At 68.2% G+C, this 14,379-nt stretch carries 12 protein-coding genes, 1 tRNA gene and 1 pseudogene; 7 read left to right on the forward strand and 7 right to left on the reverse strand.

All coding sequences use genetic code 11. The features are described 5' to 3' along the window. Nucleotides 1-14: 14 nt before the first annotated feature. Both E6J58_17045 and E6J58_17050 read right to left on the reverse strand, forming a co-directional pair. A complete protein-coding gene (locus tag E6J58_17045; GenBank protein TMB35159.1) occupies nt 15-2,738 on the reverse strand; it encodes a hypothetical protein in 2,724 nt (907 codons plus the stop codon). Between the two features lie 55 nt (nt 2,739-2,793). Further along, nucleotides 2,794-2,991, reverse strand: a complete 198-nt coding sequence (locus E6J58_17050; protein ID TMB35160.1) for a hypothetical protein — start codon at nt 2,989-2,991, stop codon at nt 2,794-2,796. Between the two features lie 77 nt (nt 2,992-3,068). Here E6J58_17050 and E6J58_17055 point away from each other — a divergent pair, with 77 nt between their 5' ends. The 5 genes and pseudogenes from E6J58_17055 (at nt 3,069) to E6J58_17075 (ending at nt 9,185) form a co-directional block, all read left to right on the forward strand. After that, nucleotides 3,069-3,845, forward strand: coding sequence for an acyltransferase (locus tag E6J58_17055; GenBank protein TMB35161.1), 777 nt, complete (start codon nt 3,069-3,071; stop codon nt 3,843-3,845). Then, a complete protein-coding gene (locus E6J58_17060; GenBank protein TMB35162.1) occupies nt 3,842-4,789 on the forward strand; it encodes an SDR family oxidoreductase in 948 nt (315 codons plus the stop codon). Before E6J58_17055 ends, E6J58_17060 begins: the two co-directional genes overlap by 4 nt. 196 nt (nt 4,790-4,985) lie before the next feature. Continuing rightward, nucleotides 4,986-6,298 (forward strand): annotated as a pseudogene (cobA, locus tag E6J58_17065) (uroporphyrinogen-III C-methyltransferase). A gap of 64 nt (nt 6,299-6,362) precedes the next feature. Beyond that, on the forward strand, nt 6,363-7,991 hold the full coding sequence (locus E6J58_17070; GenBank protein ID TMB35171.1) for a nitrite/sulfite reductase: 1,629 nt from the start codon (nt 6,363-6,365) through the stop codon (nt 7,989-7,991). A gap of 111 nt (nt 7,992-8,102) precedes the next feature. Next, nucleotides 8,103-9,185 (forward strand): putative sulfate exporter family transporter, encoded by a 1,083-nt coding sequence (locus tag E6J58_17075; GenBank protein TMB35163.1) that lies wholly within the window; start codon nt 8,103-8,105, stop codon nt 9,183-9,185. A 3-nt stretch (nt 9,186-9,188) separates the two neighbouring features. Here the strand turns inward: E6J58_17075 and E6J58_17080 are convergent, their stop codons facing one another. Together E6J58_17080 and E6J58_17085 are read right to left on the reverse strand one after the other, a co-directional pair. Then, nucleotides 9,189-10,187, reverse strand: coding sequence for a fumarylacetoacetate hydrolase family protein (locus E6J58_17080; protein ID TMB35164.1), 999 nt, complete (start codon nt 10,185-10,187; stop codon nt 9,189-9,191). Between the two features lie 18 nt (nt 10,188-10,205). After that, nucleotides 10,206-10,293, reverse strand: a tRNA-Ser gene (locus E6J58_17085). 725 nt (nt 10,294-11,018) lie between these two features. On the opposite strand from E6J58_17085, the gene E6J58_17090 reads away from it, so the two are divergent. After that, nucleotides 11,019-11,549 (forward strand): hypothetical protein, encoded by a 531-nt coding sequence (locus tag E6J58_17090; protein ID TMB35165.1) that lies wholly within the window; start codon nt 11,019-11,021, stop codon nt 11,547-11,549. A 190-nt stretch (nt 11,550-11,739) separates the two neighbouring features. Here the strand turns inward: E6J58_17090 and E6J58_17095 are convergent, their stop codons facing one another. Further along, a complete protein-coding gene (locus E6J58_17095) occupies nt 11,740-12,021 on the reverse strand; it encodes a hypothetical protein (GenBank protein TMB35166.1) in 282 nt (93 codons plus the stop codon). A 58-nt stretch (nt 12,022-12,079) separates the two neighbouring features. Next, nucleotides 12,080-12,571 (reverse strand): hypothetical protein, encoded by a 492-nt coding sequence (locus E6J58_17100; GenBank protein ID TMB35167.1) that lies wholly within the window; start codon nt 12,569-12,571, stop codon nt 12,080-12,082. 318 nt (nt 12,572-12,889) lie between these two features. Here E6J58_17100 and E6J58_17105 point away from each other — a divergent pair, with 318 nt between their 5' ends. After that, nucleotides 12,890-13,195 (forward strand): hypothetical protein, encoded by a 306-nt coding sequence (locus tag E6J58_17105; GenBank protein TMB35168.1) that lies wholly within the window; start codon nt 12,890-12,892, stop codon nt 13,193-13,195. 589 nt (nt 13,196-13,784) lie between these two features. On the opposite strand, the gene E6J58_17110 is transcribed toward E6J58_17105, so the two are convergent. After that, nucleotides 13,785-14,219: a hypothetical protein gene (locus tag E6J58_17110; protein TMB35169.1), complete on the reverse strand. Its 435-nt coding sequence runs from the start codon at nt 14,217-14,219 to the stop codon at nt 13,785-13,787. Between the last annotated feature and the right edge of the window lie 160 nt (nt 14,220-14,379).

The raw sequence follows: 14,379 nt of genomic DNA on the forward strand, positions 1-14,379 counted from the left end.
CGGCCGCGCGTGCGTCAGGTGCGGGGGCCGAGCCAGACCGCGGTCCCGTCCGCCCCCTCCGGCGCGCGCTCCCAGCCCGTCAGCCGCTGGCCGAGGAGCGCAACGACCAGCTCCGAGGCGCCTTCGAGCGCGAACGCGGCGCGGTCGGGGGCGATCTCGCGCGCCGCCGCGAGCAGATCGGCGGCCCTGCGCGATGCTGGCGACGCGACCGCCGACCTCCCGTTGACGTCCTCGAAGAGCACCCCTTCCCCGGCGCAGACGGCGGCGCGGACGATGACGCCCTGATCGAGCGAGCTGCGGGCGATCTCCTGCGCGAAACGGGCGGCGCTGAAGAGCGCCGCTTCGACGCCGGTGCGCGCAGGCAAGCGCTCGAAGGCGACGACCGACAGCACCGGACCGACCTGGGTGGCTGCGGAACCATAGGCTTCGAGGAACGCGCGCGCGCGATGGGCGACGAATCCGAGCAGCTCGTGCGCTTCGCGGGCTGTGAGCTGGGATCCCGGGTCGGCCACTTCGCCGGCGTAGAAGACGGCGCGGACCGGCGCCCGCGGCGGTAGGGAAAGTCCCGCGTCGCGCATCGCGCGCTCGAGCAGCGGCCGCGGAGGATCGAGCGAAAACCAGGTCCGGAGCAGGCGAAGCTCCGCGGCGGTGCGCGGCCCGCGGGCGGCGATCTCGCCCAGGCGCTCGGCTTCGCCGCTCGCCGGCGCCTCCGGGGCTTGCTCGGGCCGCACCGCACGAACCGTCCAGAAGGGCAGCATTTCCGGGCCCGCGTCGAGCCTCCGCAGGCTCTCTGCGGTGACGAAGTCTGCGTCTTGCAGCTCACCCGGTCCGACGAAGCACACCGTTCGGTGTGCTCCATCTTCTGTGGGCCGGGAGAGGACGACGAGCGAGACGCGCAGCGCCTCTTTCAGGCGGTCGACGATGCGGCGTTCGTCGAGGCCTGCCGCCTCGGGGCGGAGACGCCCATGCGTGCGGCACTCGGCGGCGATCTCCCGGATTTCGTCGGTGAGCAGGCGGAAGACGTCGAACATGGAGCTGAGGCGTTCGCTTTCCTGTTGCGCGACCCGCACCACGGCGCGCAGCCGATTGCGCAGCTCGGGCAGCGACTGCGGAACCACCAGCTTTTCGAGCCCCTCGAAGTCGAGGTGCGCGACGTCCTCGGCGCTGAGCGCGCGCAGGCAGCTGCGGATGCTGACCGACGTCGTTCCCTCCACCAGCCATGCGTTCGGGACGGCGCGCAACTGCGAAGGCAGCAGGACGCGGAGCAGCCGCGCCTTGGCCTCCCACGCGGCGCTGATCGGAGACTGACCGTTGGGATCCCGACGCTGGCGGGGCGGCCGCTGCTCCTGGTGGCCGCCACGCAGGAGCGAGCAGACGATATGCGAAAGCGGTCCACCGACGGACGTGGTGAACGCCAGCGCGCCGTCCTCGCGGAAGCCCTGGCGCGATTCCGCCTCGAGCAGGTAGCGGCGGTCGACGCAGAAGAGATGGTGCGCCTTGTTGATCTGCACCAGGCCGGAGGCGCCCAGAGCGTGACCAAACGTCAAGAGGCCGCCGACGGGGTTCGACCAGCCCTCCGCCATCCGCTCCGTCGAGCGGTCCCAGCCGAGCCCGAGGGCGAGCAGAAACGACAGCTCGATGCTGGGAAAGGCGTCGTGGACCACGCCGAAGGCGCAGGAGGTGAAGGTCGATACGGGGACTTGGGCATCGTCCGCGCAGCCGGCGAGCGCCCCGTACACGGCGGGGGCGAAGAGCAGCGGGGTCTTGCGGTGGAGGAGATCGGGGTTCGTCGACCCATCGCCGAGGCCGAGCACTTCCGTGAGCGGGGTGGTGCTGAAGCGCGCGCTCTTCGAGGAGGCGACCGCCTCGATCAGAGCGTCGTCGGAGGTGACGATGGTGGCGGCGGCGCCGCAGCAAGGCACCGCGATGTCGGTCGCGTCGAACCAAGGGGTCCGCGGCGTGTCCCGCTTGAAGGGCTTTCCGGCGTTGATTCCCGCCGGGTAGTTGGCGCCGACCTGCGCCTTGCGGGCGGCAACGCGCGCGAGAAGCGACTCCAACTCGCCCGGCGGCAGATCGAAGCTGCGCCGCATCACGTCCATGATCAGATCGCCGACCGCGAGCATGTCGAGCCCACGGGCCTGGTCGTCCTCTCCCAGCACGGTGCGGATCTGGTATTGCGACGCGTAACCGCCGGGGATGATCTGCCCGGCGAGCACGAGGATGGTGGCGGGGTGCTCCGCGGTGCGGGCTGCCCGGACTGCCTCCGCGAACGCCTGCGCGCCGCTGTCCGAGGTTCCCACCACGAACTGCGCCCGCGCGCGCGCGGAGAGGCCGAGTTGCACCTGCAGCGCCTGCGGGACCAGCCCGATGTTGACGCGCTCGTTGGGATCGAGACCCGGCATCGAGGTGACCAGCATGTCGGTGATGGAGTCGCAGGTGCGCCGCCAGTCGGCGCCGGTCAGCTCGTGCAGCGTGGTGAGCGCGCGGTGCGCGGCGGACGCGAGGAGATCGGGAAGCCCGATGGGTTCGCGGATGCCGAACGCCTTCTGCCATTCGTCCGGACGCGTCCGGCCGTCGTCGCTGCGGTTGGGATATCTAAAGAACAGGTGCGACGCCTCGCCGGGGCGAAGTTCTTGATGCGGCGCGCCGAAGAAGTCGCGACGCCGCCGCTCCGGCTGAAGATCGCGCGGGCTGGCGCTGTATTCGGCGGCGACGACGAAGACCCTGCGGCGCGTCATACGCCAATCAAACACGCTGCGGCGTCCGGATGGAAGCGGGCAGTAGGTCCGGAAGCTACTTCCTGGTCCAGCGCGCCCGCCCCCTGCCGTCAGCCTTGCATTCCAGCGTCACGCCTTTCTTGTCCGTCGACGTCGTTCCCACGGCGCTCTTCGAGCAGTAACCGCCGGCGCGCGGGCCCTTGCTCGAGCTTCTGCGGGCGAACGCGGGCGCGGCGAGCAAGGAGAAGGCGAGGGAGACGGCGACCAGGCGCATGCGGTTCCTCCGGAGAAGCTCCATTCTACGGCCAACCGCAAGGGAAGGGATCCGGTTCGTGTAGACTGCGCGCCGCGATGCCCGACGAGATCGCCGAGCGCGTCGACCGGCTGGAACTGCCGTTCGATGCCCGTGGCGTGGACGAATACGGCGCCTCGAAATGGCATCTGACCGTTGCCTTCCGCGCGCTGGCCGTCCTCTATCGGAGCTACTTCCGGGTGCGCTGCTCCGGGATCGGGCATGTTCCTGCGCGCGGGCGGGCGATGCTGGTCGGCAATCACTCCGGCGGAATCGCGATCGACGCCGCAATGGTGATCGCCTCCTGCTTCCTCGAGATGGAGCCGCCGCGTCTCGCCCAGGGCATGGCGGAGAAGTTCATCAACCGCCTCCCGTTCGCGTCGGTATGGACGGCGCGCTGCGGGCAGCTGACCGGCTTGCCGGAGCACGCGCAGCGTTTGCTGGAATCGGAACGACTGCTGCTGGTCTTTCCCGAAGGCGCGCGCGGGACGGCGAAGCTGTGGAAAGACCGGTACTCGCTGGTCGACTTCGGCAGCGGGTTCATGCGGCTCGCGCTGCGCACGAAGAGTCCCATCGTGCCCTTCGCATTCCTCGGTGGAGGCGATGCCATCCCGACGGTGACGAACCTCTACAAGGTCGGGAACCTGCTCGGGCTTCCATACTTGCCGGTGACTCCATGGCTCTTGCCGTTGCCGCGACCCGTCGGCCTGTCGGTGCACTTCGGCGAACCGATGCGATTCGAAGGGGGCGGCGCCGAGGACGACGACACCATGCACCGCCGCGCCGACGAAGTGAAAGCGCGGATCGCGGGCCTCATCGAGCGGGCCCGACGATGAAGGTGGTGCTTCCAGGCATCGCCAGCCTGCTCGCGCGCAACGTCGCCCGACGGCTCCTGGCCGCCGGGCACGAGGTGATCGGCATCGATCCGCGCGGCTGGCCGGACGCACCGCGCGAAGTCGAGCTGCACCGTGTGGACATCCGCAAGCGCGCGGCGGAGGACGTCTTCCGGCGGCACCGCCCCGAGGCCGTGATTCACATGGCCACCATCTCCGCCCTGCTCGCCGACCCGGAGGAGCGTTACCGGATCAACCTCGGAGGTACCCGGGCGGTGTTCGAGCACTGCGCAAATCACGGCGTCCGCCAGGTGATCTTCGTCGGCCGTCACACCTACTACGGCGCCGGGCCCGAGGCGCCGCTCTACCACACCGAAGCGGAGCCGCCGCAGGAACTGGGCGCCTATCCGGAGCTCGCCGATCTGGTGGCTGCCGATCTCTACGCGGCCAATGCGCTGTGGAGGATTCCCGATCTGCACACCGCGGTCTTGCGCGTCTGCTACACCCTCGGACCGTCCGCACACGGGACGCTGGCGAGCTTCCTCAATGCCCGGTTCGTGCCGATGGTTCTGGGCTTCGACCCTCTGTTCCAGTTCCTCCACGAGGACGATGCGGCGAACGCGATCGTCACCGCGCTCTCCTCGAAGCTGCGCGGCATCTACAACGTGGCCGGACCGCAGCCGCTTCCCCTGAGCTTGATCGCGCACGAGGCCCGGCGCCGGACGGTGCCCCTGCCAGAAGTTGCGCTCGCGTTCCTCCTCGGGCGCGCCGGCTTGCCCCGCCTCTCGCGCGGCGCACTCGCGCACATCAAGTATCCGATCGTGGTGGACGCGGCCCTGTTCCGGCGCGAAACCGGCTTCCAGCACCAATTCGACGAGCTGGCCACGGTCCATTCGTTCGCGGACGCCGTTCCGCCCGGCGGGCGATCGAGGCCGTTGCCAGCCTGACTTGACAGGTCGAGGGTACCTCCGTTATCGATCGCGGCCGATGTCGCCTCGAATGCAGAGCAAGTGCGCATGTTGTTGTCGCCCCGGCATGTCGTGCCGGGCGCGCGCACGAGCCTGACGGCGAATCACTCCTCATCGTCCCTCAGCTCCTTGCCCGCCCGGCTCCCCGTCGGCGCCGTGACTTTCCCGCAAGGAGCTGTCCGTGGATTCGTACCCCGTCTTTTTGCACCTGCAAGGCCGTTCCGTTTTGCTCGTCGGCGGAGGCAACGTCGCCTCGGCGAAGATCGGCGGACTCATCGCCGCCGGCGCTCGCGTTACCGTGGTTGCCCCGGCCATCCTGGACTCGCTCCGGCGGCCTGGAGTCCGCATCGAGCAGCGCGAGTTCGTCCCCGAAGACCTCGAGGGAACGTGGTTCGTCGTCGCCGCGGCAACCGCCCAAGTCAACCGGGCGGTCGCGGGCGCCGCGGAGATCCACGGGGTGTTCGTCAATGCGGTCGACGACACCGACTCCGCCAGCGCCTGGCTCGGCGGAGTGTTCCGCAAGGGCGGCGTCACGGTGGCGGTTTCCACCGACGGCCGCGCGCCAGCGCTGGCCGGCTTGCTGCGCGAGGCGCTGCAGGCGCTGCTGCCGGACGACCTCGAGTCCTGGGCGGAAGTTGCGCAGGAGCTCCGCACCCACTGGAAGGCGGACGGCGTGGCCCTCGCGCGGCGCAGACCGCTGCTGCTGCGCGCGCTCAACGAGCTGTACCGGGAGGTCGCATGAGAGGTTTCGTCTCGCTGGTCGGCGCAGGCCCCGGCGATCCCGACCTGCTCACGTTGCGCGCCGTCGACCGGCTCCGCGCCGCGGATTTGGTCCTGTACGACGCGCTGGTGGATCGCGCCGCCCTTCGTCACGCTCCGCAGGCGCGTTGGGCATATGTCGGCAAGCGCGCCGGACGTCACTCCATCGAGCAAGAGACCATCGAGCGGGTGATGATCCGCCGCGCGCTGCGCGGCGAGCGCATCGTCAGGCTGAAGAGCGGCGACCCCGTCGTGTTCGGCCGCGGCGGGGAAGAAGCGCTCGCGCTCGCGGAAGCGGGTGTGCCCTGCGAGATCGTACCCGGCGTGTCCTCGGCGGTGGCTGCGCCGGCGCTGAGCGGCATTCCGGTCACGCACCGCGGGCTGGCCTCGGCCTTCCTCGTCGTCTCCGGACATGCGGAGGAGGCCTATGGACCCGTGCTCCGCTCTCTGTCGCCTGGCTCCGCGACGCTGGTGATCCTGATGGGGATCGCAACGCGCGCGTCGACCTCCGCGTTGCTCCTTGCCCGCGGATGGCCCGCCGATACTCCGGCGGCAATCCTGTTTTCGGTTTCGCTCCCCGACGCTTCCGCCTGGCGGGGGACCCTCGCGGGTGTCGCGTCCGCTCCGCGCAGCGGGGCGCCGGGAATCATCGTGGTCGGCTCCACCGTCGCTCTCGCCGACCGCCTTCACACCGCACACGCAGGAGGTCAACGTGCCGCTGCTCGATAGCAAGACGCTCGGCCCCGCCCGTCTCGGGTTCGCCGACGAGAAGGACCTGGATGCGTTCGTAGCGATGCTCGGCAAGTTCGAGCGCGGTGAGATCTCCGCCGACGCGTGGAAACAGTTCCGCCTGGTGAACGGCGTCTACAGCCAGCGCCAGGAGGGCGACGCGATGATGGTCCGCGTCAAGATCCCCCAAGGTGTCCTCACGCCGGCGCAGCTCCGAGCGCTGGCGGACGTCGCCGAGCGGTTGTCCACCGGTCGCGGCCACATCACGACGCGCCAGAATGTCCAATTCCACTTCGTGCACCTCGCGCAGACCGACGACGCCTTGCGTGTCCTCGCCGAGGCGGGCCTGACCACGCGCGAGGCCTGCGGCAACTCCGTCCGGAACGTCACTGCCTGCCCGTACGCGGGTGCATCCGGACTGGAGCCGTTCGACACCACGCCCTATGCGGAGGCGGTCACGCGCCACCTGCTGCGCGGCCCGCTCTCGTCGTCGTTGCCGCGGAAGTTCAAGATCGCCTTCGGCGGGTGCTGCGGATTCGACTGCGTCGGCGCCTCGTTCAACGACATCGGGTTCCTCGCCCGTGAGCGTAACGGGCGGCCCGGATTCCGCGTCACGGTGGCGGGCGGGCTATCGACGTTGCGGCGCACCGGGATCCTTGCCCACGACTTCGCGCCGGCGGAGGAAGTGGTCGACATCTGCGAAGCGGTCGTTCGCCTCTTCAACCGGACCGGCGACCGGCAACATCGCCATCGCGCGCGGCTCAAGTTCGTGGTCGAAAAGCTGGGGGCGGAAGAGTTCCTCCGGCAGTACCACGAGGAGCGCGCGTCGGTGCCGCCGAGGCCGGTCTCGCCCGGCCCGCCCGGTGCGCTCCGTCCGGTCCCAACGCCTTGCCGCCGCTCGCCTCACCCCGGCTTCGAGGAGTTCGTGCGCACCAACGTGCGTCCGCAGCGCGACCCCGAGCTGGCGGCGGTCGCGATCCGCATCCCGCTCGGAGATCTGACGGCGGCGCAATTCCACGCCCTGGCGGACATCGCCGAGGAGTTCAGCGCCGAGCGCGAGCTGCGCACGACCGTCGAGCAGAACGCGCTGCTGCGCTTCGTCGGCCGCTCGCACCTCGCTTCGCTCCATGCGGCGCTCGCCGCCGCCGGACTGGCACGGCCCGGCGCCCTCTCGATCTCCGACGTGGTCAGTTGCCCCGGCGCGTACTCCTGCCGCCTTGCCGTGACGCAGTCGCGGGGCATGGCCGACGCGCTGACCACGGCGCTGGCCGACCGGGGCGAGAGCTTGCCGATCAAGATCTCCGGCTGCCCGAACGGCTGCGGACAGCATTACGTCGCCGGGATCGGGCTGCAGGGCTCGGTGCGCAAGGTCGATGGCCGCGCGGTGCCGCAATACCACCTCTACGTCGGAGGAGAGCTCGGGGCGGAGCAGGCACGTTTCGGCCGGCTCGCGGCGAAGGTTCCCGCCAGGAAGGTGCCGGAGGCGGTGCGGCGTCTGGCGGACCTGGCAGTGCGCGAGGCGTCTCCCGGCGAGTCGGCGGCGCAGGTCCTCGGCCGCCTCTCGCCGCAGCGGGTTTCGGAGGTGCTCGCGGATCTCGAGCCGCTCGATCACCCCGCTCCCGAAGACTTCGTCGATCTTGGCGAACAAAAGGCGTTCGAAGTGCAGACCACGGAAGGCGAATGCGCGGCTTGAACCCGGAGGTAAACGTGCTGAAGAGAGTGTCGTTGGACTGGTGGGCGGTGCTCGCGGCCCTGGCCTCGGTGGCCCTGGTGAAGTCGATCAACCTGACGGTGGGGTGGTGAGATGAGCGAGGCCATTGCACTACAGAGGCCGGCGGTCGCGTTGCCCTGGCGCTTGTTGCGGCTCCTTCCCGGCGTGGCGCTGCTCTTTGCCATCGGCTACCTCGGGAAGGTCACCGAGGCGCTGCTGCGCGATTACGGCAAGGCGCACCATCTGGCGCTGCCGAACATCGAGTACGTGCTCTGGGCGATCGTCTTCGGTCTGATCATCGCGAACACCGTCGGTGTGGCGCAGATCTTCCGCCCCGGAGTGGCCACGTACGATTTCTGGCTCAAGGCGGGCATCGTGCTCCTGGGCGCGCGCTTCCTCCTCGGGGACGTGCTGAAGCTCGGCCGCGTCTCGCTGGCGCTGGTGGCCATCGAGCTGGCCGTCGCGATCGGGGTCATGACGCTGCTCGGCCGTTGGTTCCGCCTCAAGCCGAAGCTCACCAGCCTGCTCGCGATCGGTTCGTCGATCTGCGGCGTGTCGGCGATCATCGCCGCCAAGGGCGCCATCGAGGCCGACGACGACGACGCGACGTTTGCCATCGCGGCCATCCTGGCCCTCGGCGCATTCGGCCTCTTCGCGTACCCGGCCATCGGCCATCTGCTGCACATGAGCGACCATGCCTTCGGCGTCTGGGCCGGTCTGGCCGTGGACAACACGGCGGAGGCCGCGGCGGCAGGCGCCATCTACTCCGATGTCGCGGGCAAGGTGGCCGTTCTCACCAAGTCGACGCGCAACGCGATGATCGGCTTCGTCGTGCTCGCGTACGCAATCTACTGGGCCTCCCGCGGTCAGGCGAAGACGGTGCAGGGCAAGGCTGCGTTCCTCTGGCAGAAGTTTCCCAAGTTCGTCCTGGGATTCCTCTTCGTCTCGCTGCTGGCGACGCTCCAGGTCTTCGACAAGGTACAGATCGCCTCGCTCGCGAACCTGTCGCGCTGGGCGTTCCTGCTCACGTTCGCCGGCGTGGGACTGAAGACGGACTTCCGCGAGATCAAGCGGCAGGGCGTCCGGCCCTTCGTCGTCGGGGCGCTGGCGGAGCTGACGATCACCGCGATTACGCTCGTGCTAGTGCTGGCGGCCGCGGCGATCTTCAGCCTGTGAGGCTCAGGCGAGCTGGAACGCCAGCTCGCCGAGCTTCTCCACCCTGCAGGCGACCTTGTCGCCCGCCTTGAGCCACACCTGCTCGGCCTCGGGTTTGCCGAGGATCACGCCTTCCGGCGTGCCGGTGGAGAAGACGTCGCCGGGCTTGAGGGTGAAGATGGACGACGCGTAGGCGATGATCTTCGCGACGCTGAAGATCATGTCCGACGTGTTCGAGGACTGCCTGCGCTCTCCGTTGACGCTGCATTCGATGGCGAGCTTCTGCGGATCGCCGACGAGCTCCGCCCCGACCAGGTAAGGTCCGATGGGCATGAAACCGTCCGGCGTCTTGCCGATCATGAACTGGGATCCCTGCCTGCCGTCGCGGAGCTGGAGATCGCGGGCGGAGAAGTCGTTGCCGGTGGCGTAGCCGAACACGTAGTTCAGCGCCTCTTCCTCGCTGACGTCGCGCGCGGTCTTCCCCATGATCACCTGCAGCTCGACTTCGTAGTCGAACTTCTTCGCCACCTTGATCGGGAGGCGGATGGTTCCCCGGTGCGCCAGGAGCGAGTTGTTGTACTTGTTGAAGAGCACCGGCGCGGTGGGCATCGGCACTTTCACTTCCATCACGTGCTTCTTGTAGTTGAACCCGAGCATGATGATCTTCTCCGGGTTCGTGATGCAGGGCCCGAACTGCGCCTCGCTCTCCGCGACGGTCGCGTTCTTCGGAGCCGCCTGCACCACCTTGCGGAGCCCGTCGGCGTTCTTTCCGGCGACCACTTCGTCGGTCGTCGCGGGCACCGGCACGTGAAGCTGTTGCGCGGCACGCCCGACGTCGAGGATGCGGTCGCCCAGCTTCACGCCCACGCCGCTGCGCAGGTTGCAGTAGGTCAATCCGCGCGGCGAGGATCCACCCTGCACGGTCTGCGTGCCCTGCGCCTTCGTCTCGCCGGACGCGAGCAGCTTTCCCGCCACCGCTGCGACGCCAGCCGTCTTCAGCAACGTCCTTCGTGTCGGAGCCATTGTGCCCTCGTCAAGGAATGGCGGAGGAGGCAGGATTCGAACCTGCGAGCCCTTGCGGGCCAGTGGTTTTCAAGACCACCGCCTTCAGCCACTCGGCCACTCCTCCGCAGGAGTGAAAACGGCACCTTAGCCGACAGGCTCAGGCGCCGTCGAGGCGGAGCGTAGCAGCGCTGCAGAATCAGCACGTCTCGGGCTTGCGCAGCGATCGCAGCGGATCGGGAAATTGAGCTGCGGCCAGGTGAGTGTGGCGGATTGCTTCACGAACCTTGCGACCGCACGCAGCGGCGATTAGCAACTCGTCTCTGGGCACATGACTCCCACGAGTTTGGTCATGTCCTCGTTCACGATCCGTATCGGTTCGCAAAGATTGGTGTTGTTTGAACGGCAGCGTCGAAAGCGTCGCTCCATGCGTTGTGCAGTGTCAACCTTTGACGGATCCCCTTGCTTGGCCGCCGGCCAGCTGGCAGGGTCTGCGCCTACATGAAGCGGCCAGATCTTCGTAGATTGTTTGGAGTCTCAATCGCTGCTGCACGATTGGTAGGATGCGCGGATCGTTGCGGCTTCGAAACCATCGACGTGCGCGTGACGGCTGCGGAAGCGACTGACGCGGGAAGCGACTGTCTTCGCTTTTGCCCGGACAAGTTCGCGGAGGCGCGGATCCATTCCTGCTTCACGTATCCCCTGGACGGCGGGTTAACGATCACGACCGGAACGGTCGGCGTCTCGTGCTCCTGTTGCAACGACGTAGGCGGCTGCGGCCGCAGGCCTTTCGGACTGCGCCCGCCGGGCCCGGTCGCAGCCGGAAGCGCGCTCGGCACGTTCCTCGGCAGGATGGCGCACCTGGAAGCGGCGGCCGTACCGGCGTTCCAGCGCATCGCCGTCGAGCTCAGCGTGCACGGCGCTCCGGCAGGGCTCGTCGCACAAGCACTGCAGAGCGCGCAGGACGAACGCCGGCACGCGGATATGGTATGCGCGCTCGCGGTGCACTTCGGCGGCGCGGTGGCGCCCGTCGAAATCGAAGTGTTCCGCGTGCGCCCGATGGCTGAGATGGTCGCGGAGAATGCCGCGGAAGGATGCGCACGGGAGACTTACGGAGCGTTGGCGGCGGCGTGGATGGCGAGCGCTGCTGCCGACGCGGATATCCGGAACACCTTCGCCTCCATTGCACGCGACGAACTCCGGCACGCGGAGCTTTCCTGGGACATCGCGGCGTGGGGCGGCCTGCCCGCAAGCATCTACGAGAACGGCTTGGAGTCGTTGCGCATCGGGATTTCCGCCCGGCCGCCCAGCGAGATTTCCCGATTGGCCGGCGTGCCAGCCCCGGAAGACGCGTATCGCCTGTGGCGCGAGATCCGCGCCTGACGCTCACAGCCGGCAGCGGCACTCGTTGCCCTGCAAGACCTGGCGGCACTCGAGGCAATCCGGGAGACCGGCGGGAAGACGTGATGCGGCCAGCGACCTCGAACAAGCCGCGAGGCTGTTGCCGCCCGCGGACTCCGCCGCGCAGGGCAGGACGCATCTGATAGTCTACCGCTTTTGCGGCAGGCGGCAGCTACCAGGCGGGCCGGGTCCGGACGGCGACGCCCGTCGCGGACGACACCTGCCCTCCGGGCTCGTAGCAGACCTGAATCACTGCGTCGCAGCCCAGCCGCGGCGCTTCCGCCTGCAGCGCACCGAGCACGGCTGCAAGGGTGGCGTTGCCGTTCGTCCCTCGCGCGCTGACCACGGCGACTTCGTCGTAGTCCGCGCCGGGCGGCGATCCGTTCATCACGATCCGGACCGCTCCGGTGTACGGGGCGGAAGGCACGCCCGTCAGGACACGCTCCGCGTCCACGGGGGCGGAGCGTGGCGGCAACCGAGCACCGCCAGCAGGAGCACCGCGGCGATTGTCCTCATCGTCCCTCCCTCGCCGTCCGGAACGCGCGGCCGACGACGCTCAGCGTGACCACCTCCACGTCGCGCGTCTCCCGGCACGTCTGCGAGACGTACGTCGTCACGGAGACGGTCTCCGTGTCGGTGGAGAAGGTGCCATCCGGATTCGCGCGGGTGACGAACCGCGTCTCGTCGTGCGTCTGGTTCGAACCGCACTCGTACGAGCGCGACTCCTGGACCACCGCGTTCTTCGTGGCGACGACGTCGAGCCGCCCATAATCGCCGCCCATCCCGGCGACCCTCTGGCGGAATGCGGAGAGCACCGCCTCGAGCGTCGCGCTCCCGTGCGCTTCGACGATTCCGAGCTCTTCGGCTCCGGGTGGATCGCGCGTCGCGCTGATCCGCACGTTGCCGGCCGACGAGGGCTCGGCGCGCGCGACGGCATACGCGCTCGACGCCACCGGTCGGTGGGCGCAGGAGAGAGCGAGCAAGAGCAGGCAGATGCCCTGCATCTACCGATTGTAGCGGGCGCCCGGCTGCGCGCCTCTTGCAACTATCGAATGAAATCAACCAGCAATTGATGCACCGCGATAGATGCGTCCGCCTGGACCCAATGCGAGGCCTCCGGGATGCGCTCCACGCGCACGTGCGGCACCCAGCGCGGATCGGCTGCGCAAGTCCCGTTCCTCTTGAGAGGAATCCTGGGAAGGGGCCCGCAGCGCCCCGGCGTGATCGGCTAGGCAGGACACTTCCATTGCTGCCGCTGCGGGCGTAGGTACGCCTTCCGCGAGCCTTGTTCGCCAGTGCGGCACAACAAGCGAGGTCACACCATGAAGGAAAGTCAAAAATACGCAGTGTGGTTGACGGACGAGGCAGCACGCGCGTTCCTTGGAATCGACACAAAGCAGCCGCAGAGTCGCTGGGTGGTATTGGGCGACTGCACAGGCGAGGAGGGCGGCGTCGGTTTCTGGTTGCGCGTCGACCACATCGAGCAATGGATGGCGATGGGCGACTCGAGAACGATCACGGTGTCGCCGCCCGACTGCCTCATCCCATGGAACTACGTCATCACGGTCCAAGCGCTGAGCCAATTCAAGGACCTGAAGGTGAGCGGGTTTAAGAAGGCGTCGGCGTAATTCACTCCCGCCGCTCCTTCGCATTCGCACCAGCCGCAAATCCTGTCAGGGCGAGGTCGAACGGCAGCACTGTGGGTTCCTGCGCCCCCGCCGCCGATGCGAGCCCCGTCGCAGCGCTGAGGACGGCGGCGACGAGATTGCCAAAGAGCCACGTGGTGCTCTCCGGATACGAGTTCGAGCGAACTGCAAAGCTGTCGGGAACCGCGTTCTGCCCGTTCCTTTATGCCAGATCGGCGACCCGCCAACGGGACCAAAACGAGTCGATTTTGACGGCAGCGATCAGCGCTTGGGACCGGTTCCGGACCGTACCTCCGTGAAAATAGATCCCGCCGTGGCACCCTTGACACTCTTGGCCGCCTTGAAGCGCGTAGCACCGGCGTAGCAGGCGGGCTGCTACATGCGGCGAAGAGCGGACAACACACGCCACGGCGGCGCGTCGCTTCCACTCTGGAGATTGTCACGGGTTAGCCGCTGCTGTCCTGTGTTGGCAGCGCAGTCAGAATTTCAAGCCCACCGCCTTCAGCCCCTCTCGGCCACTCCTCCGCAGGAGCCTTCGGCAGTCTAGCGGGTCGCTGCCTTCAACGTCGAGTCAGGCGAAGCGGGACGAGAACTCGCGCTCGAATTCCATCACGTCGAAATCCGTCAGCAGCACGTGGAAGGACGGCCCCCTCGCCCGCAGGGAGGGGAACAGGTCCTGAACCAGGGCTTCCGCTTGCCACGGCACCACCGTGCCGCTCGCGATGCGAATCCACTGGCCGGGCGGAAAGCGCACACCCTTGCCAACCAGTGCGAGCACCGGGATCGTCGTGTTCAGAAAGTACGCTGTCTCCGCTGCTATTTCGGGCATCGCGAGCGACTTTGCATTCTCCGCCGCCCGAGCGCGTAAGCGAGACGATGGGCACCGCGCTGTGATCGCCGTCACGCTCCGCGTGCTCAGGTCTTCGAGTGAACAGCGGATCATGCGCGCCACACGCTTGCCGCGCGTGACCACCGGCCGGTAACGAAATGTAGTCAACAAATACATGCGTGATCACCGAGCGTTAACGAAAGACGGAATTTCCTGATCCGCCTCCTTGTCCGCAGTCTCGATGAACGCTCGCGAAAGATCGCACCGGACCGCACGCGTCCTGCCGTCCCGGCAGGAACGGAGGAACCATGCATCGACGAATCGTCGCGATCGCGCT

The sequence above is a fragment of the Deltaproteobacteria bacterium genome (genome assembly GCA_005879535.1).
GTDB lineage: Bacteria > Myxococcota > Myxococcia > Myxococcales > 40CM-4-68-19 > 40CM-4-68-19.